At 63.2% G+C, this 17,020-nt stretch carries 15 protein-coding genes; 3 read left to right on the top strand and 12 right to left on the bottom strand.

Translation table 11 applies throughout. The annotated features are described in order from the left end of the window. Positions 1–3: 3 nt before the first annotated feature. The gene (locus tag VMA74_RS18070; protein WP_325369497.1) at positions 4–504 is read right to left on the bottom strand and encodes a MarR family transcriptional regulator; all 501 of its coding nucleotides are present in this window, start codon (positions 502–504) and stop codon (positions 4–6) included. A gap of 49 nt (positions 505–553) precedes the next feature. Here VMA74_RS18070 and VMA74_RS18065 point away from each other — a divergent pair, with 49 nt between their 5' ends. After that, complete coding sequence (locus tag VMA74_RS18065; protein ID WP_325369495.1) at positions 554–1,066, top strand: O-acetyl-ADP-ribose deacetylase; 513 nt, start codon at positions 554–556, stop codon at positions 1,064–1,066. A 13-nt stretch (positions 1,067–1,079) separates the two neighbouring features. Here VMA74_RS18065 and VMA74_RS18060 read toward each other — a convergent pair whose 3' ends face one another. The 11 genes from VMA74_RS18060 to VMA74_RS18010 form a co-directional block, all read right to left on the bottom strand. Next, positions 1,080–2,822: a BatD family protein gene (locus tag VMA74_RS18060; RefSeq protein ID WP_325369493.1), complete on the bottom strand. Its 1,743-nt coding sequence runs from the start codon at positions 2,820–2,822 to the stop codon at positions 1,080–1,082. Further along, complete coding sequence (locus VMA74_RS18055) at positions 2,819–4,780, bottom strand: tetratricopeptide repeat protein (RefSeq protein WP_325369491.1); 1,962 nt, start codon at positions 4,778–4,780, stop codon at positions 2,819–2,821. Before VMA74_RS18055 ends, VMA74_RS18060 begins: the two co-directional genes overlap by 4 nt. Next, positions 4,777–5,754, bottom strand: a complete 978-nt coding sequence (locus VMA74_RS18050; protein ID WP_325369489.1) for a VWA domain-containing protein — start codon at positions 5,752–5,754, stop codon at positions 4,777–4,779. Before VMA74_RS18050 ends, VMA74_RS18055 begins: the two co-directional genes overlap by 4 nt. Then, positions 5,747–6,244 (bottom strand): DUF4381 family protein, encoded by a 498-nt coding sequence (locus VMA74_RS18045; RefSeq protein ID WP_325369487.1) that lies wholly within the window; start codon positions 6,242–6,244, stop codon positions 5,747–5,749. Before VMA74_RS18045 ends, VMA74_RS18050 begins: the two co-directional genes overlap by 8 nt. Beyond that, positions 6,241–7,173 carry a DUF58 domain-containing protein gene (locus tag VMA74_RS18040; RefSeq protein ID WP_325369485.1) on the bottom strand — a complete coding sequence of 311 codons (933 nt, stop codon included), beginning with the start codon at positions 7,171–7,173 and terminating at the stop codon, positions 6,241–6,243. The genes VMA74_RS18045 and VMA74_RS18040 overlap by 4 nt, the downstream gene beginning before the upstream one ends. After that, a complete protein-coding gene (locus tag VMA74_RS18035; protein ID WP_325369483.1) occupies positions 7,170–8,165 on the bottom strand; it encodes a MoxR family ATPase in 996 nt (331 codons plus the stop codon). Before VMA74_RS18035 ends, VMA74_RS18040 begins: the two co-directional genes overlap by 4 nt. A 127-nt stretch (positions 8,166–8,292) precedes the next feature. Next, positions 8,293–10,461, bottom strand: a complete 2,169-nt coding sequence (gene pilQ / locus VMA74_RS18030) for a type IV pilus secretin PilQ (protein ID WP_325369481.1) — start codon at positions 10,459–10,461, stop codon at positions 8,293–8,295. Between the two features lie 54 nt (positions 10,462–10,515). Then, complete coding sequence (locus tag VMA74_RS18025; protein WP_414649636.1) at positions 10,516–11,040, bottom strand: pilus assembly protein PilP; 525 nt, start codon at positions 11,038–11,040, stop codon at positions 10,516–10,518. Positions 11,041–11,045: 5 nt separating this feature from the next. Beyond that, on the bottom strand, positions 11,046–11,708 hold the full coding sequence (locus VMA74_RS18020) for a type 4a pilus biogenesis protein PilO (protein ID WP_325369477.1): 663 nt from the start codon (positions 11,706–11,708) through the stop codon (positions 11,046–11,048). Continuing rightward, a complete protein-coding gene (locus tag VMA74_RS18015; RefSeq protein ID WP_325369475.1) occupies positions 11,708–12,544 on the bottom strand; it encodes a PilN domain-containing protein in 837 nt (278 codons plus the stop codon). The genes VMA74_RS18020 and VMA74_RS18015 overlap by 1 nt, the downstream gene beginning before the upstream one ends. After that, positions 12,544–13,602: a pilus assembly protein PilM gene (locus tag VMA74_RS18010; protein WP_325369474.1), complete on the bottom strand. Its 1,059-nt coding sequence runs from the start codon at positions 13,600–13,602 to the stop codon at positions 12,544–12,546. Before VMA74_RS18010 ends, VMA74_RS18015 begins: the two co-directional genes overlap by 1 nt. A gap of 250 nt (positions 13,603–13,852) precedes the next feature. Here VMA74_RS18010 and VMA74_RS18005 point away from each other — a divergent pair, with 250 nt between their 5' ends. After that, the gene (locus tag VMA74_RS18005; RefSeq protein WP_325369472.1) at positions 13,853–16,387 is read left to right on the top strand and encodes a penicillin-binding protein 1A; all 2,535 of its coding nucleotides are present in this window, start codon (positions 13,853–13,855) and stop codon (positions 16,385–16,387) included. A gap of 51 nt (positions 16,388–16,438) precedes the next feature. Next, positions 16,439–17,020, top strand: a 582-nt coding sequence (locus tag VMA74_RS18000) for a hypothetical protein (RefSeq protein ID WP_325369470.1), incomplete at its 3' end; no start/stop codon positions are given.

The following is a 17,020-nucleotide window of genomic DNA, read 5'->3' as shown; positions in this document are numbered from 1 at the left end:
TCCCTAACCTTCTTCGTTCAAAGGCGACGCCACCACGGCGTCTCCCTCGCGCTCGGCCGGTGCTTCGGCCGTATCGAGCGCCTGCAGGTTTTCCTTCAGTCGCGTCAGCACGTCCATCGCCTGCGCCATTTCCTCGTAGGTGATGCCTGCCGTGCATTCGCGCCGCAACTCGCGGGCGATCAGTTCCATGTCGTCGATCACTTCGCTGGCCTGCGCGGTGGTATACAGGCGCCAGGCACGGCGATCCTTGGGATCGGGCCGGCGTTCCACGAAACCGGCCGCTTGCAGGCGGTCGATGACGCGGCCCACAGCAATCGGCTCCATTTCCAGGAACTCAGCCAACTCGGTCTGCCGCAAGCCCTCGCGGTGATACAGCATTTTGGTGGCGCGCCATTGGGCGCGCGTCAAACCGAATTTCACCGCCCGGCGGTCAAAATGCTTGCGAAACAGCAGGGTGATGTCATTCAGCAAGTAACCGAAAGAGATATCTTCCGTCTTTGGCATGATGCAGACGCCTAGCAAAGCAACACGTGGTCCAAGCATAAGCCCAAATATGGCCCTTAGCGTTGTCACTTCCGACCTGACCCGGCTGGCGCTGGACGCCATCGTGAACGCTGCAAACCCCACGTTGCTGGGCGGCGGCGGCGTCGATGGCGCCATCCACCGCGCCGCCGGCCCAGGCTTGCTGGAAGCTTGCAAAGCCTTGCCGCAGGTCGCCCCCGGCGTACGCTGCCCGACCGGCGAAGCACGCATCACGCCGGGCTTTCTGCTGCCGGCGCGCTACGTAGTCCATACGGTGGGGCCGGTATGGAAAGGCGGCCACCATGGAGAAGCCGAGCTGTTGGCGCAGTGCTATCGCTCGTCCATCGCCTTGGCCGCCAGACATGAGGTACGCAGCATCGCCTTTCCCGCCATCAGCTGCGGTGTCTACGGCTATCCGCCGGAACAAGCGGCGCGGGTGGCGATGGCCAGTTTGCGCGAGTTGCTGGCCATCCATCCCGCCATGGAGGTGCAGCTTTGCTGCTTTGACGAGCGCATGGCGGCAATCTGGCGAGCAGCGTTGTAGGCGATGCCGCGGTTCAGTCGAGCTTGAACGGATAAAGCGGCGGCAGCGGCGAGTCGGCGTCGGCGTTTTCGGCTTGCTGCCACACGAACCCCTTGGCGAAGATCGCCGCGAGATCGGTGCGTCTGTCCGCCGATACACCGGCATATTGCTCGCGCTGCAGCAGCTCAATCGCCGCACGCTGCGCAGCGGAAGCCAAGGCTTCGGCCACCTGGCCCAGACTGCGCAAACCAGGACGCTCCGCGCGCGCCCACGCGAGCAAGCGCCGCGCCTGCACGGCGCGATCATCGCCACGTGCCGATTCCAGGAAAGCCTGGCGCAACCCTTGCGCCGAAGTGGAATTGTCCGGTGCCGCGCTAGGCTTCGGCGTGACGGCCACGGACGAGCGCTTGCGCCGGGCGTAGAGCCACACGACGACGGCCGCACCCAGCAGCCAGAGCGCGAGGCTGCCCAGTGCGATCCAACGCCAAGGCACGGATGAAACAGCCGCGGGCGCAGTGAGGTTGTTCGCCGGCAACGTGGCGCTGCTTGCGGCCGACGGCGAAGCTGCTATGGATGGGTTAGCGGCAGCCGCTGGCGCCGCTGCGCCACTGGCCGCCAGCACGGTGAAAGTATGCGCGGGAATGGTGGCGACTTTCTTCTGCCCGCTTTGCACGTCGAACCAGGTGAGCGTGATCGCCGGAATGGTCAGCGTGCCGGCATGCTGTGGAATGATCGCGAAGCTGCGTTCGCTGTGGCCGGTCAGCCATTCGCCGTCGTCATGCGTGGTGATGGTCGGCTGATCAGGGTAGACGGTGGCGCCATCGATGGCTGGCAGGCTCAGTTGCGGAAGTGCATCGCCCGACAAACCTTGTGCATCCCCGACGAGGCGCAGATTGAGCGGCTGCCCCGTGGTGAGTTTGTCGTCGCTGGGCAGACCTTGCAGGCTGAGGGTCAGCGAGCGCGCGGGCAGCCAGGTGGTCTGGCCCCAATCCGCCGGTGGCGCCTGCACGTCGATCTTTACCTCGGGCGAATCGGCCGTGACCGGTGTGGTGTTGCCGAACAGACCGCCCGGATTGAAAAAGCCGCCTGGATCATTGGGATTGCTGCGATCGAGCATCTCGCCCTGGAACTCAATGGACGGAATGAGCAGGGAACCGGCATGGCGCGGTGTCATGGCATAGCGGCGCTCGACGACGTGATAACGGCGGCCGTTGCGTTCTGCTTCGTAATTGACGTCGTTGCCAAGCTGGCGCAGGTCGGCGTCGGCGACATCCGGATTGGGCAGGCTACCGCCGCTGAGATCGCCGGCATAAAACAGCCGCACGGTGTAGAGAATCTGCTGCCCGACATAAGCATGCTGTGTGCTTGCTTGTGCCTCGACGAACACATCCTGGCCGGCATGGCCGCCTGCCGAGCTATCGGGCGGGTCGACATGCAAGGTCAACGGCTGGGTCTGGCTGCCGGCGACTGTCAACGACGGAATCTGCAAATCGCCTTGATGCTTGGGACGCAGCGCGACGCCGATGATCAGCTGGGCACTCTGCTTGCCGTTGATGATGCTGAGCGAGCTGCTGGTCGAGGTGCCCAGCACTTCGAAATCGCGATCCAGGGCGCTGAGATCCGGCGTGCTTGCCGTGACGGCGTCGGTGATACGCAGGTTGAGCGTGACGGTTTCGCCCAGATGCACGTCATTGCGGTCCAGCGTGGCCTGCACCTGGGCGGCCATGGCCGTCCACGGCAATAGCAGGCAAAGCCACAGCAGCCAACGGTATTTCACGGCTGATCTCCTTCCACCGGTTGCGCGCCCATGCGCTCGCGGTATTCCAGCTCGAATTTTCTTCGCAACAGCGCACCAGGATCGTCCGGCACGCGCTGCAGATCGCGGCGCACATCGTTGGGTAGTTTCGACAGCGGATCGTCGCTGTCCACCGCACCCAATTCATGCGCAGGCGGGGTGGACGCTTTCTTCTGCTCGCCGGCCAGCGCCTGGTCCATCTGCGCCTGCAAGCCCTGCTGCGCCTTGCTGGCTTGTGCCCGTTCGCTGCTGGAGGCCGGGGCTGGGGACCTGGATGCGTCTTGCGCTGTCGAACGGCTCATGTCGTGTTGCGCATCGCGTGGTTGTTGTGTGCTTGCGGCTGGTGGCGCGTTCTGTTTCCCATTGCCCTGTTGTGCGTCGGCCTGTTGCTGCTGGCCCTGTCCCTGGCCGTTTTGAGGCTGGTCACCTTGTTGTTGCTGCCCGGACTGGCCGTTCTGCTGATTTTGATCTTGCTGTGGCTGGCCGGAAGACGACCCGCCCTGTCCGTTCTGTTTGCTCTGGCCATTCTGTCCGCCCGCGTGTTGTTGTTGCGGCGACGAGGACGAGGTTTGCTGCTGCTTGCGCAACGCTTCTTCGACCAGCTTGCGGTTGGCTTGCGCATCGTCATTATGCGGGTTGATTTGCAACGCGCGATCGTACGCCTTGATCGCATCGTGATAACGACCAAGCCTGGCAAGTGCATTGCCGAGGTTATAAGGCGCGTCCGCACCTTTGGCTTGCTGCAGCGCCTGTTCCGCCGCTGTGTAGTCGCCGGCACGATAGGCCGCCGCGCCACGCCACGCAGGGTCCTTGGCCAGCTGCTGTGCCTTGGCGGCATGGCCCTGGCGCAATGCGCTCGCTGCTTGTTGGTCCGGACGCTGCCACCAATCGCGCCAACCGGATGCATTGGCGGTCGGCGGCAGCAGCGGCAGCAGGATCAGAACCACCAGCAAGACCCAGCCGCGGCGGAACGCCATGGCTGCCACCAGCAGCAGCGGCAGCAGCAACCAGGGGCCGCGGTCTTGCCACACGTCGGCTTCCTGCCCTTCCGCCACTGACGCATGCTGCGCAGGATGCAATTGCGCGTGCAGGGCGGCAATGTCGTCGGCATTGTCGCTCATCGGCACATAGCGGCCGCCGCCTGCTGCGGCAAGCGCCTGCAGAGCGCCATCGTTGCGGCGGGCCATGGCGATGTTGCCCTGGTCATCGTGCACGAAACCGCCGTCGCCGCTGGCGATCGGCGCGCCTTGGGTGGTGCCGATACCCAGCACGGAAACGTGCACGCCGGAAACCAGCGCCGCACGTGCCGCAGCTTGCGCCGCGGTATCGGCATCGTCGGTCACCAGCACGATCGAGCCGCCGGCAAGCTTGGCGTCGTGAATCAGTTTCACGCCTTGTTCGATGGCCTGGGCAGCGTTATCGCCGTCGACCGGCATCACGCTCGGCGACATCGCTTCCAGCAGTGAATCCAGGCTGTGCGCATCGCTGGACAACGGCGCGACCACGAACGATTGACCAGCGTAGCCGATCAGCGCATTCAAGCCATCCCGGTTGGCCATCAACAGATCGCGCACTTTGTAGCGTGCGCGTTCGATGCGGCTGGGTTGCACGTCGCGGGCCAGCATATGTTTCGACAGCGACAGCGCCACCACCTGCGCAGCGCGATCGTTGAACATCGGCTCCGTCACCCGGCTCCACGTAGGGCCGGCCAAGGCCAAGATGCCCAAGGTCCAACCGAGGGCGAGCAATCCGGAGGGAGCGCGGGTACGACGCTTTTCGCCGCCGATCAGATACGGCAGCAGCGCCGGATCGGCCAACCGGCTTAGCGCACGTTGCGCCGCATCGCCGCGCATGCAGAACCCTATCAACAACGGCAGCGCGAGCAAACCGAACAACCATAGTGGTTGCAGAAAATGAAACTGATGCAGGGCTTCGCTCATGCGCCAACTCCTTTCAGGCGCGGCCAGCACAAGCCCAGCAGCAGGCAGATGCCCGCCACGGCAAGCGGTATGCGGAACAGTTCATGGTGCAGGCGAAATTCACGTCCTTGCTGCGGCATCGGCTCCAAGGCGTCGATAGCGCGATAGGCATCGGCGAGCTGGTTGCCATCGGTCGCGCGATAGAACTGGCCGCCGGTTTCATGCGCGATATAGGTGAGCATGTCTGCGTCCAGATCGGCCGATGGATTGACCACGCTGTCGCCGAAAAAACCCGGCACCACCATGCGCGTGGCGCCGATGCCAATGGTGTAGATGCGCACGCCGGCAGCCTTGGCGGCGCGCGCGGCATCCTGCGGCGAGATGCTGCCGGAATTGTTGACGCCATCGGTCAACAGAATCAGCACGCGGGCCTGCACCGGCAGCGCGGCCAATCGCTTCACGGCGACGGCAATCGCATCGCCGATGGCGGTTTCGGTACCAGGCAATCCCACCGCGGCGCTGCGCAATTGCGCGCGCACGGCGTTGAGATCATAGGTGAGCGGCGTTACCAAATAAGCATGCGTGCCAAACAAGACCAGGCCAAGTTCGTCACCGCTGCGACGTGCAATGAAATCGCCCGCGATCGCTTCCACGGCGCCGAAGCGGCTCAACTGTTGGCCGCCCAACACCATGTCGGGCGTCTCCATGCTGCCGGAAAGATCGACCGCGATCATCATGGCACGCCCGCTATGCATTTGCGCTTGCGGCGGGCCAATGATCTGCGGCCGTGCGGCAGCGGCGAGCAGCGCGAGCCATCCCAATACCAACAGCCAGGACGCCGCGCTACGTGTGGATGGATGCTCGCCGATGCTCCACGACAGCGAGGCATGCGGCAAACGCAACGCCTGTCCTGGCGATGCAGGTTTCAGGACGCGCCAGATCAGCCACGGCAGCGGCAGCAGCGCAAACACCCAGGGCCATGCGAACTCAGGCATGGTTCTGCTCCAGCGGTTTCATGCGTCGCCAGGCCGCGTGCAACCAGCGATGGACAGCCGCTTCGACGGCGACGCGATTGAACTCGGCATGCGGCTGGTACATGCGCGCTTCGAGCGTCATCAGCGTATCGAGCGTTGCGCTATCGATCGGTACCTGGGCCAACACGCGTCGCCATGGCTCACCTTGTAGATGATGCGCATCAGCCGAGTAGCGCCATGCGGCTCGCCGCAACAGTTGATGCAATGCGGCAGCGTAAGCCATATCGTCGCGCGGATGGCGATCACTCAATTGCCGGATCTCGGCGAGGACGCGTTCCCGCCAGATGCGCGCGCGGCGTGCCCTGCGATAGAGCCCGAAGCCCACCACCAGCAGCACGCAGACCACTGCCAGCAATACCCACCATCCCGGTGCTGGCGGCCACCACGGCGGATTGGGCGGCAGATGGATGTCACGCAACGGCAGCGGAGTTTGCGGCAATGGCATGCTCATCGCCGTTCTCCGGCATGGCGCAGCAGTGCGCAGACCGCTTCCAGCGGATCGGCGGCGGTATCGATGGTGCGATAAGGAATGCCGAGCGATGTGAGCGTGCCTGCGAGCCGTGCCAGTCCTTCGCCCAGGCTGTGCTGGAAGCTTTCGCGCTGATGTGCCGTCTGCAGGATCAAGCGCCGGCGTTCGCCGTGATGTTCGACGGGGTAACTACCGGCTGGCGCCGGTTGTAGCTCCAGCGCATCGGCGACGATGAGCGAACGTATGGCCGTATGGCGCATCATTTCAAGCAGCCGGTCACGTGCGGCTTGATCACTGCTTTGCCCATCGCTGATCAACAATACCCGATTGGCGCCGTGCCGAAGCTTGATCACGTGCTGTAGCGCCTGCGACAACGGCTGGCTTTGGCCGGAGGCGACCGCATCGCAGTTGGCCAGCGCCCCACAGACATCCAATGCGCCACGCAAGCCGCCACGCGGACGTTGCAGATGACTGCTTTCGCCGAACACCATCAAGCCCACGCGCTCACCGGCCTTGACCGCATGCCATGCCGCCAGCGCGGCGGCACGGGCAGCCTGCACGGACTTGAAGCGCACGCGAGTACCAAAGCGCATGCTTGGATGCTGGTCGAGCAGGATCAGCAGCTGTCCCTCGCGCTCTTCCTGAAACAGCTTGGTATGCAGGCGACCGCTGCGTGCGGTCAAGCGCCAGTCCAGGCGCCGTACGTCGTCACCGGGTTGATAAGCGCGCGATTCGGCGTAATCCATGCCGCGGCCGTATAGACGGCTGGTTTGCGGACCCATTCGCGTCGCACGGCTATCCTGCGGCGGCATGCGCAAACGCGCTACGCGACCGCGCAAGGCAATCAGCTCCGCCAGCGAAACGCGGACGCGTCCGTCGCCATCCGATGGATTGGATACAACTGCACTCACGGCAATGGAACGAGATCGAGCAACCGGTTGATGACCTTATCGCTGCGGATACCTTCGGCTTCCGCCTCAAAGCTGAGCAGCACGCGATGGCGCAGTACTTCATGTGCGATGGCGTGCACGTCTTCCGGTAGCGCGAAATCGCGCCCGCTCAGCCATGCCTGCGCACGGGCGCAGCGGTCCAGCGCGATGGTCGCGCGGGGGCTGGCGCCCCAGGCGATCCAGCGTTTCAGCTCAGGACCGTATTGACCTGCATCGCGCGTAGCGAGCACCAGCTGTGCAAGGTATTGCTCCAGAGCGGGCGCTACATGCACGCCCAGCACGGCTGCGCGTGCGGCGAACACCTCTTCTTGCGACACCAGCGGCGCAGCAGGGACCGCTGCACTGACCGGCCTGCCCGCTTGCTCCCGGGCGAGCCGGAGGATGGCCAATTCGGCTGCCGCATCGGGATAACCGATGGTGACGTGCATGACGAAGCGGTCGAGCTGTGCTTCGGGCAGCGCGAACGTGCCTTCCTGCTCGATCGGGTTCTGCGTCGCCATCACCATGAACAGGCCCGGCAGGTGCCAGGTGTTGCGGCCTACGGTAATTTGCCGCTCGGCCATCGCCTCCAGCAGCGCGGATTGCACTTTGGCCGGCGCACGATTGATTTCATCGGCCAGCACGATGTTGTGGAACAGCGGGCCGCGCTCGAACTCGAACGTGCCGGATTGCGGCCGGAACACGTCGGTGCCGGTAAGGTCGGCGGGCAGCAGGTCCGGCGTGAATTGCACGCGATGGAAGTCGGCATCGACGCGGCTGGCCAAGGCCTTCACCGCCGTGGTCTTGGCAAGGCCGGGCGCGCCTTCCACCAGCAGATGACCGTCCGCCAGCAAGGCGATCAGCAGGCAGTCGATGAGCCGCGGCTGGCCGATGATCTGTTGCCTCAGGTCGTCACGGAGGCGGGAAAACGCGTGTTGCAGATGCCCGAGTGTGGGGATTTGGGGCATGTCCATCCGAGAATCCTGTACTGCTTGGTGGGGGTTGAGACCACAGTGTTGTAGGAAAGTTTGGTCGCTTGCTTCCTGCAACGCAAAGGGGCGGCACACTGGCCGCCCCTTGGTTTCTGATGCAGCTTCGCGCTTATTGCAGGCTGTCGCTGAGGATGCGCGGCGTCACGAAGATCAGCAGCTCGTCCTTGTCGTTGACGCGTTGCGTGTTGCGGAACAGGAAGCCAACGCCAGGAATATCGCCCAGCCACGGCACCTTGTTCAAGGTGTCGGTCTTGGTGATTTCATAGATACCGCCCAGCACCACCGTCTGGCCGTTATCTACCAGCACCGAGGTATTGAGCGAGCGCGTATCGATCACCGGCACCTGGCCGCTGCCCGGCACCGTGATGTAGTTGTGCAGCGAGTCCTTGTTGACGTTGATCGCCAGGAAAACGCGATTGTCGGCGGTGATGGTCGGGGTGACCTTGAGTTCCAGGACCGCATCCTTGAACGCCACGGTGGCCGTACCGCTGGCACCGCCACCACCCACGCTGTTCTGATAGGTGACGTAGCCGATTTCCTGACCCTGGCGGATGTCCGCCTCCTGCTGGTTGGCAGTGATCACACGCGGGCTGGACACCAATTGGCTGCGCCCTTCGGCCTGCGATGCGGACAGCTCCAGGTCCAGTGCATAGTTCTTGCCCAGGATGGCGGCCGCAATGGTCGAGGCCGTGCCGGTGGTCGGTGTCGCCGGCAGATTGACCTGCTGGTAATTCTGCAGACCGTTGTAGGTGGTGGTGGTCGTACCGCTCGTGGTGGCGGGCAGAAGGCCGCTACCCACCGACAGCTGCTGGCCGCTCGGATTGATGTGCGTGCCGTTGATCCCCCACTGCACACCCAAATCACGCTCGAAGTCGTCGGTCGCGATCACGATGCGCGATTCGATCAGCACCTGCTGCACCGGACGATCCAGCTCAGCCACGATCGCCCGGATCTCGGTGGTCTTTTCCGCCGTATCGTTGAGCAGCAAGGTGTTGGTGCGCTGGTCGAAAGTGACGCTGCCACGCGGCGAGAGGAAGCCCATATGGCCGCCCGCTGCACCGCTCGCCGCAGCGCCGCCACCCAGGCTGTTCTGCTGCGCACCGGTGGTCAGCAGCTTGGCAATGTCCTGTGCTTTGCCGTAGCTGATCGGGATGTAGGTGGTGATCAGCGGCGCCGTGTCCTGCGCCTTGAAGCGCGCATCGGCCAGGCTTTGTTCGTAATTGGCCAGCTCTTTCTGCGGCGCAATCCAGATCACGTTGCCATCACGGCGCTTGTCCAGGTCCTTGGCACGCAGGATCACATCCAGCGCCTGATCCCATGGCACGTTCACCAGGCGCAGCGTGACGCTGCCACCTACCGTGTCGGAAGCCACCAGGTTCAAGCCCGACACGTCAGCCAGCAGCTGCAAGGCGGAACGCACCGGAATGTCCTGGAAGTTGAAGGTCACGCGGCTACCGGTGTAGACCGGCTGCGCCATGGATGCAGGATTGGTGTTCTTCGCCTCCTGCTTCTTCGGCGTCACTTCGACCACATACTGATTGCCGGTCTGATAGGAAGACACATCCACGTCGCCGCTGTAGGCGATGTCGATATGCGCGCCGTTCGGCGTGGACTTGGGCGAAATCGACTGCACCGGCGTGGCGAAGTCGAGCACGTTCAGGCGCTGCGCCTGGCTGGCTGGAAGCTGCGCATTGGTAATGTCCACGGCAATGTCGCCGTTTTCGCGGCGCATGTTGGCCGTGGCGCCGGTACCGCTGAAGTTGATCAGCACGCGACCGGAGCCATTCGCACCACGCTGGAAGTCGATGTTGCTGACTGCCGGTCCGTTGAGCGCCGACGGCAGTGCCTTCGACGGATCGATAGTGGCCGCCGTCGTCACCGGCTGCGACTGCGTGCCGTTGTTGACCACCAGTACGAGGCTGTTGCCTTCCACGCGAGACTTGTAGCTTGACGCCTGCATGAGCTCGACCACGACGCGGGTGCGTCCGCCAGCGGACACTGCCGATACGCCAGTGGTGGTGCCCACGCCGATATCCTGATGGCGTGCTGCGTCATTGGTGGTATCCGGGAAATCGACTGCGATACGCGGCGGCGTTTCGGTGGTGAAGATATTCGGCTGCGGCACCTGGTTGCTGTCAAAGCTCATGCGCAACTCGACGCGGCCACCCGGCAGCGTCTTGTAGGTGATGTTCTGCAGCGTGCTGGCGGCGGCGGCCGTTGCCCAGACGGCCGAACCCAACGCCACGATGGTAATCAGGCAACGGCTGGCCAGGTGCATGGCGCGACTCCGGACTGGTTGATTTGGATTAGTCATTGCACAGCCCCTGTATTCCTATTTCGCCTCGAGCGCGATGCTGGCCGGACGTTCCATCCAGCCGCCATTGCCGTTGGAAACCAATTCGACCAGGTCGACGTGGTCACCGTTGATGGCGGTGACGCGGCCGTAGTTCTGGCCCATGTATTCGTTGATGTGCACGCGATGGATCACTCCGCCAGGATCTTTGATGAGTGCTTCCATGGTGGAACCGGCACCAATCGTGCCAACCATCCTCAGGCTATCCAGCGAGTAGGCTTCAAGCGGTTGGCGTGGCCGGCCTGCATCCGGACGCGGGCCGCTGCCCTGGTTCAACTCGTCCTGGCTGGGACTGAACGGGTCGCGCTTGTCCTGGTCGTTATAGGTGAAGCTTTCGAAGGTCTTGATCACCGGCAACGGTGGGATCGGCGCACCGCGCTTGGCTTTTTCCTGCGCCACCCAGTCGCGCAGGTCGGACATGCCGCTCGTGCAACCACCCAACACCAGCGCGGTAGCGATCAGCAATGACAGCTTGGCCAGGTTAATCGGCTTCATGGCAGTCATGACTCTCATTTCCGCCCCCCGGCCTTCTTCGCCTTGTTCCCCTCGCTGGTTTCGGAGTCCTCGAGGTAACGGTAGGTCTTTACCGTGCCCTGCAAGACCAGCAGCTGGTTGGACGCGGGTTCCGCGCCCTTGGCCGGCGGATTGAGCGGCGTCAGCGAGACATCGTGCATGGTGAGGATCACTACGCGCGGCAGCGAAGCCACGCCGCTGATGAAGGCGCCGAACTGGTGGTACGTACCGATCATCTTCAGCTGGATCGGCTTTTCCGCGTAGAAGTCCTTCGGAATTTCGGTACCCGGCTGGAACAGTTCCTGTTGCAGGCCCGCCGACAAGGCAGTCTGCGATACGTCCACCAGCAGTTCGGGCATTTCGGTCTTGCTGGGCAACTGACGCAGCAGCTGGCGCAGCATGTCCTTCATTTCATCCAGCTGCTGCTGCAGGGCTTCGAGATTGACCGACTTGGCCTGCTTCTCGGAAAACTCTTTCTTGAGCTGCACTTCCTTGTTGGCAAGCGTCTGTAGTTGGTCCTGTTGGTCACTGATGACCGTGTACCAGCCGACAAGCCCGAGCACGAGGAACAGCAACACCGTGAAAAACGTCTTGACCGACTTCGGCCAGCCGCCGATGTTGTTGCGGTCGAGACTGCGCAGATCGTCGAGGAGTTTCATTATTTGGCCCCTCCCGCGGTCGTCACGCTGGCCGGTGCCGTTCCCGCTTTCGCTTGTGCGGATTGGTCGGCTTTCGCCTCCGCCTCTTTCAACGCCTTTACCATCGCAGCGTCTCGCGCGCGTATCGCTGGCGTGGCGCCAGGTTTGTTCTGTCCCTCTTCCAGCGCCTTTATCATCGCATCAGTCATCGCGCGTTCTGCTGGCGTGTGCGGAACCGGTGCCGGGGGTATATCGCGATACTCCCTCGTGCTCGACGAGGCCAGACCGGAAGCACCCTGCCCAGCACCATCATCCTTGGGCTTGGACAGCGTCACGGTCAGGCCGAAGCTATACGGCATGCGCGTGGCGTCATGGCTGTTCTCGGTCTTGCTGAGATCGGCCTGCCCCATCCACGGCGACGCTTCGATATTGCGCATGTACTCGGCCACGCTGGCGTTGGATTGCGCCACGCCACCCAGCGCCATCTGATCACCCGCTTGCTTGATCGAGGTCAGGCGTACGCTGCCTGGAACGGTTTTCACCAGCTCGTCAAACAAGTGCACCATCTGCGAACGGTTGGCCTGCAGCTGTTCGATGATCTGCTTGCGTGCCAGCAACTGGGCGCGGACTTTTTCCAGATCCTTGATCTTGTCCAGCCGTGCATCGACCTGCTTGATCTGATCCTGCAGGTAGGCGTTTCGGTCATTCTGGTTATCGATGCGCATGTCCATCCAGAACCACCACAGGAACAGCACGCCGATGGCGACCAAACCCGCGGCGGCGAGCTGCATGAAGAACTCGCGCTGCCGGATCTTGCGGCGCTCGGCACGCCAAGGAAGCAGGTTGATGTGTGCCATCAGTCGAAACTCCTCATGGCGAGTCCGACCGCGATCATCAGTGCCGGGGCATCCTGGGTCAGCGACTGTGCCTGCACCCGACTGGAGAGCGACATGCGCGCCAACGGATTGGCCACCACGCAGGGCAGACCAAGCTGCTCTTCGAGCATCGCGCTGATCCCTTCGATCGACGCGCAACCGCCGGCCAGCACCACTTGATCGACCTTGCTGAATTCACTGCCAGCATAGAAGAACTGCAGCAAGCGGCTGATCTGCTGCACCAGCGATTCCTTGAACGGCTGCAGTGCTTCGGTCTCGTAGGATTCCGGCAGGCCGCCCTTGCGCTTGGCGCGGCCGGCTTCCTCGTAGGAAAGGCCGTAGCGGCGCATGATTTCGTCGGTGAGCTGCTTGCCGCCGAACACCTGCTCGCGCGAGTAGATGGTGCGCTGGTTCTTCAGCACCGACAGCGTCGTCATGGTGGCGCCGATATCGATCACCGCCACCAGCGCATCGCGTCCGACATTCAGCTGATCGGCGATCAGGGTGAAGGCGTTCTCCATCGCGAAGGCCTCCACGTCGATCACCTGCGCGGTGAGACCGCCCAGGTCCAGCGCAGCCACGCGCATGTCCACATTCTCCGTGCGCGAGGCAGCCAGCAGAATGTTGTTCATTTCGGGGTTGTCACGCACCGGCCCGAGCACCTCGAAATCAAGGCTCACTTCCTCGATCGGGTACGGAATGTACTGGTTCGCTTCGACCTGGATCTGACCTTCCAGATCCTCCTCCGACAACTCGGCGGGCATCGGCACGATGCGCGTGATCACGGCGGAACCGGCAACCGCCGCGGCGGCGTGCTTGACCTTGGCGCCGGATCGCGACAACGCGCGGCGGACTGCTTCGCCTACCGCCTCGACCTCGACGATGTTTTTTTCGACCACGGCATTAGGGGGCAGCGGCTCGATCGCGTAGTGCTCCACGCGATAGCGACCTCCTGCCTGGCTGAGCTGCAGCAGCTTTACGGCAGTCGAGCTAATGTCGACGCCGACCAGCGGCGGCTTCTTGGGTGTAAAGAGCCCCACGACGTTTCCCCCTTGACCCCTGGCGCTTCCGCCAGTTACTGGCAGGATTGCCGGGCCATTAAATCCAAAAATTGACGCAATAGCAACGGCCTACGCGATCTTCTTCGAGACTTTTGGCGTGATGTCCTGCACATTTGGACCAATCCGCCCGTGCCGCGATTAAGGTTTTGCTAACCGGCTGCTGATACCCCCCATACTGCTACATCTATACTTTGGTCTGTTTTGACTCAAGTCTCGCTACAACAACCACATGACGCGATTTTTTAAAGCCCTGCTGCGCTGGCTGCTGATCCTGGGCTTCAGCGGACTCCTGATGGTCGCCGCGGCCATCGGGGTGGCCTATTGGCTAGTCTCTCCGCGCATTCCGTCGGTGGATGTGCTCAAGGACTATCACATGCAAGTTCCGCTCCGGGTGGTCACCGCGGACGGCAAGCTGATCGCCACATTCGGCGAGACGCGCCGCATCCCGGTCTCCATCGAGCAGGTGCCGGACATGCTCAAGCATGCGGTGCTATCGGCGGAAGATGCTGATTTCTATACTCATCCTGGCGTGGATTGGCGCGGCGTGATGCGCGCCGGCTTCCATGTGGTGGCCTCCGGCGGCAACAAGACCCAGGGCGGCTCTACCATTACACAGCAGGTGGCGCGCAACTTCTTCCTGAGCCCGGAAAAGCTCTATTCCCGCAAGCTGATCGAGATGTTCATCGCCTTGCGTATGGAGAGTGCGCTCACCAAGGACCAGATCCTGGAGCTGTATCTCAACAAGATGTTCCTGGGACACCGCTCCTACGGCGTCGCGGCGGCGGCGGAGTACTACTACGGCAAACGGCTCGACCAGCTCACGATTGCCCAGTGCGCCGCCATTGCCTCCACCTTCCAGCTGCCCTCGGCGGTCAACCCCCTCACCAACATCCCCCGCCTGGTCACCCGCCGCAACTGGGTGCTGGGCCAGATGCTGGAACACCGTTACATCAACCAGGCGCAATACGATGAGGCGATCCACGCGCCGGACGATGCCGCCCCGCACGAGCAGCCGATCCAGGTAGACGCCCCCTACGTAGCCGAAATGGCGCGATTGCAGGCGCTGGACCGCCTCGGCAACGACGCGCTGACCGAGGGCTACGTGATCAAGACCACTCTTGTCAGTACCCGACAACAAGCGGCAGTAGCTGCCGTACGCGACGGCCTGGCCGTTTACGACCATCGCCATGGCTGGCGGGGGCCGGAAGCCCACGAGGAACTGCCGCCAAACGCCAGCGACAGCGACTACAGCAACCTGCTCTCCAGCTACATGGACGTGGCGGGGCTGACGCCGGGCCTGGTCATCGCCTCCTCCAGCACCGAAGCCTCGGTCTTCCTGCCCGACAAGCAGGTGATCAAGCTGGATCTGAAGGCCATGGACTGGGCTCGCCCCTATATCAATGAAAACCGCGTGGGCGCCACCCCCACCCGGGTCGACACCGTGCTCAAGCCGGGCGACATCATCCGCGTGATCCACGACGACAAAGGTGCGTGGCAGCTGACGCAGATTCCGAAGGCCCAGGCTGCGCTGGTATCGCTCGACCCGGAGAATGGCGCGATCCAGTCGCTGGTCGGCGGCTTCAACTTCCAGCGCAGCAAGTTCAACCGCGCGGTGATGGCCGCGCGCCAGCCGGGTTCGAGCTTCAAGCCCTTCATCTACTCGGCGGCGTTCGAGCGCGGCTATACGCCGGCCTCGATCATCAACGACTCGCCAATTGCCCTGCCCGACCCCTCGCAGCCGAACGGCCTGTGGACGCCGAACAACGACGACGACAAGTTTGCCGGCCCCATGCGCCTGCGCGAGGCGCTGATCGAATCGAAAAACCTGGTCTCCGTGCGGCTGCTCGATGCGATCGGTGTGCGCTACACGCGCGATTACGTCACGCGCTTCGGCTTCCCGCTCGATGCGCTGCCGAACAACCTGTCGATGGCGCTTGGCACGGCCTCGGTGTCGCCACTGAGCATGGCGCGCGGATTTGCCGTATTCGCCAACGGCGGCTACCTGACCACGCCGTACTTCATCGACGAAATCGACGACCGTGACGGCAAGCCGGTCTACGTCGCCAATCCGGCCCGCGCCTGCGCGGACTGCTCGGAGCGGCTGCTGCAAAACAGCCCGCCTGCGCCGCCGCCGGCCAATATGCTGACCAACGGCGTATCGGCAAGCTCATCCAATGCCCCCGCGCCTGCCACCAGCGTGGCCATGGCCGGCCAAACAGCACTGCCGGCCGACGTGCACAACAACGGCGCGGCACCACCGGCGCTGGCTCCGCATGTGATCGATATTCGCAACGATTACCTGGTCACCTCGCTGATGAAGGACGTCATCCAGTCGCCCATGGGCACGGGCTACGCGGCAAAAGCACTCAACCGCAAGGACCTGGCCGGCAAGACCGGCTCGACCAACGACCATCGCGATGCCTGGTTCGTCGGCTTCAACGGCGATCTGTCGACCGCCGTGTGGGTGGGCTTTGACGATTTCAGCTCGTTGGGCAAGGGTGAGTTCGGCGCCAAGGCAGCCTTGCCGATCTGGATCGACTACATGGGTGACGTGCTCAAGGGCCTGCCCGAGAAGAGCCTGCCCATGCCACCAGGCATCACCACCATGCTGATCAACCGCGAAAGCGGCCTGCCCACCACTCAGGGCGATCCCGATGCCATGCAGGAAATCTTCAAGGTGGAAGACATCGACCGCCTGCACAATCTGGCCACGCAGCAGCAGCAACAAAACCAGGATCAACAGCAGACTAACGATATCTTCTAACTTTTTGCTGTAGGCTTGCCCTGCCCCCGCACACTACAAGAGGGTCGCAGCATGGCACGAGGTGAGCATCATCGTATCCACGCGCAAGACCGTGTGCAGCGCAATCGGCTACGCGTCGCCCAGGAGGCGGCGCGCCTGATGAGCGAACACGGCATCCGCGACTTCCACCGCGCCAAGCGCAAGGCCGCCGAACGGCTCGGCGTACTGGACGAGCAAGCGCTTCCCCGCAACCACGAGATCGAACAGGCCCTGCGCGAGCATCAGCGCCTGTTCCAGTCAGAAAGCCAACCCAAATTGCTCAGAGAACGGCGTGAAGCCGCAGTCGAAGCAATGCGTTTCCTGCAACGCTTCGAACCGCGCCTGGTCGGCGCCGTGCTGGAAGGCACAGCCGATGCGCATTCGGCGGTATGCCTGCACGTCTTCAGCGACGATCCCGAAGCCGTCGGCATCTATCTGCGCGAGCAGGGCGTGCCGTTCGAAATGCAGACGCGCCGCTTGCGTGTGACCCGCGACGAACAGGTCGAATATCCGGTACTGCTGTTCGCTGCCGACCATCTTCCCTTCGATATCACGGTGCTGCCACACAAGGCATTGCGGCAGGCACCGCTCGATCGGGTGGACGAAAAGCCGATG

Origin of the sequence: Dyella sp., assembly GCF_035508675.1 — a bacterium.
Classification (GTDB): Bacteria; Pseudomonadota; Gammaproteobacteria; order Xanthomonadales; family Rhodanobacteraceae; genus Dyella_B.
The sequence above is the reverse complement of the archived record's forward strand: the minus strand, read 5'-3'. Positions and strand labels throughout refer to the sequence as shown.

Coding starts and splice junctions, on each gene's coding strand:
- VMA74_RS18065 (WP_325369495.1), top strand. CDS start 554: ATGGCCCTTAGCGTTGTCACTTCCGACCTGACCCGGCTGGCGCTGGAC.
- pilQ (WP_325369481.1), bottom strand. CDS start 10,461: ATGCACCTGGCCAGCCGTTGCCTGATTACCATCGTGGCGTTGGGTTCG.
- VMA74_RS18025 (WP_414649636.1), bottom strand. CDS start 11,040: ATGACTGCCATGAAGCCGATTAACCTGGCCAAGCTGTCATTGCTGATC.
- VMA74_RS18015 (WP_325369475.1), bottom strand. CDS start 12,544: ATGGCACACATCAACCTGCTTCCTTGGCGTGCCGAGCGCCGCAAGATC.
- VMA74_RS18055 (WP_325369491.1), bottom strand. CDS start 4,780: ATGAGCGAAGCCCTGCATCAGTTTCATTTTCTGCAACCACTATGGTTG.
- VMA74_RS18050 (WP_325369489.1), bottom strand. CDS start 5,754: ATGCCTGAGTTCGCATGGCCCTGGGTGTTTGCGCTGCTGCCGCTGCCG.
- VMA74_RS18005 (WP_325369472.1), top strand. CDS start 13,853: ATGACGCGATTTTTTAAAGCCCTGCTGCGCTGGCTGCTGATCCTGGGC.
- VMA74_RS18020 (WP_325369477.1), bottom strand. CDS start 11,708: ATGAAACTCCTCGACGATCTGCGCAGTCTCGACCGCAACAACATCGGC.
- VMA74_RS18045 (WP_325369487.1), bottom strand. CDS start 6,244: ATGAGCATGCCATTGCCGCAAACTCCGCTGCCGTTGCGTGACATCCAT.
- VMA74_RS18070 (WP_325369497.1), bottom strand. CDS start 504: ATGCCAAAGACGGAAGATATCTCTTTCGGTTACTTGCTGAATGACATC.
- VMA74_RS18035 (WP_325369483.1), bottom strand. CDS start 8,165: ATGGACATGCCCCAAATCCCCACACTCGGGCATCTGCAACACGCGTTT.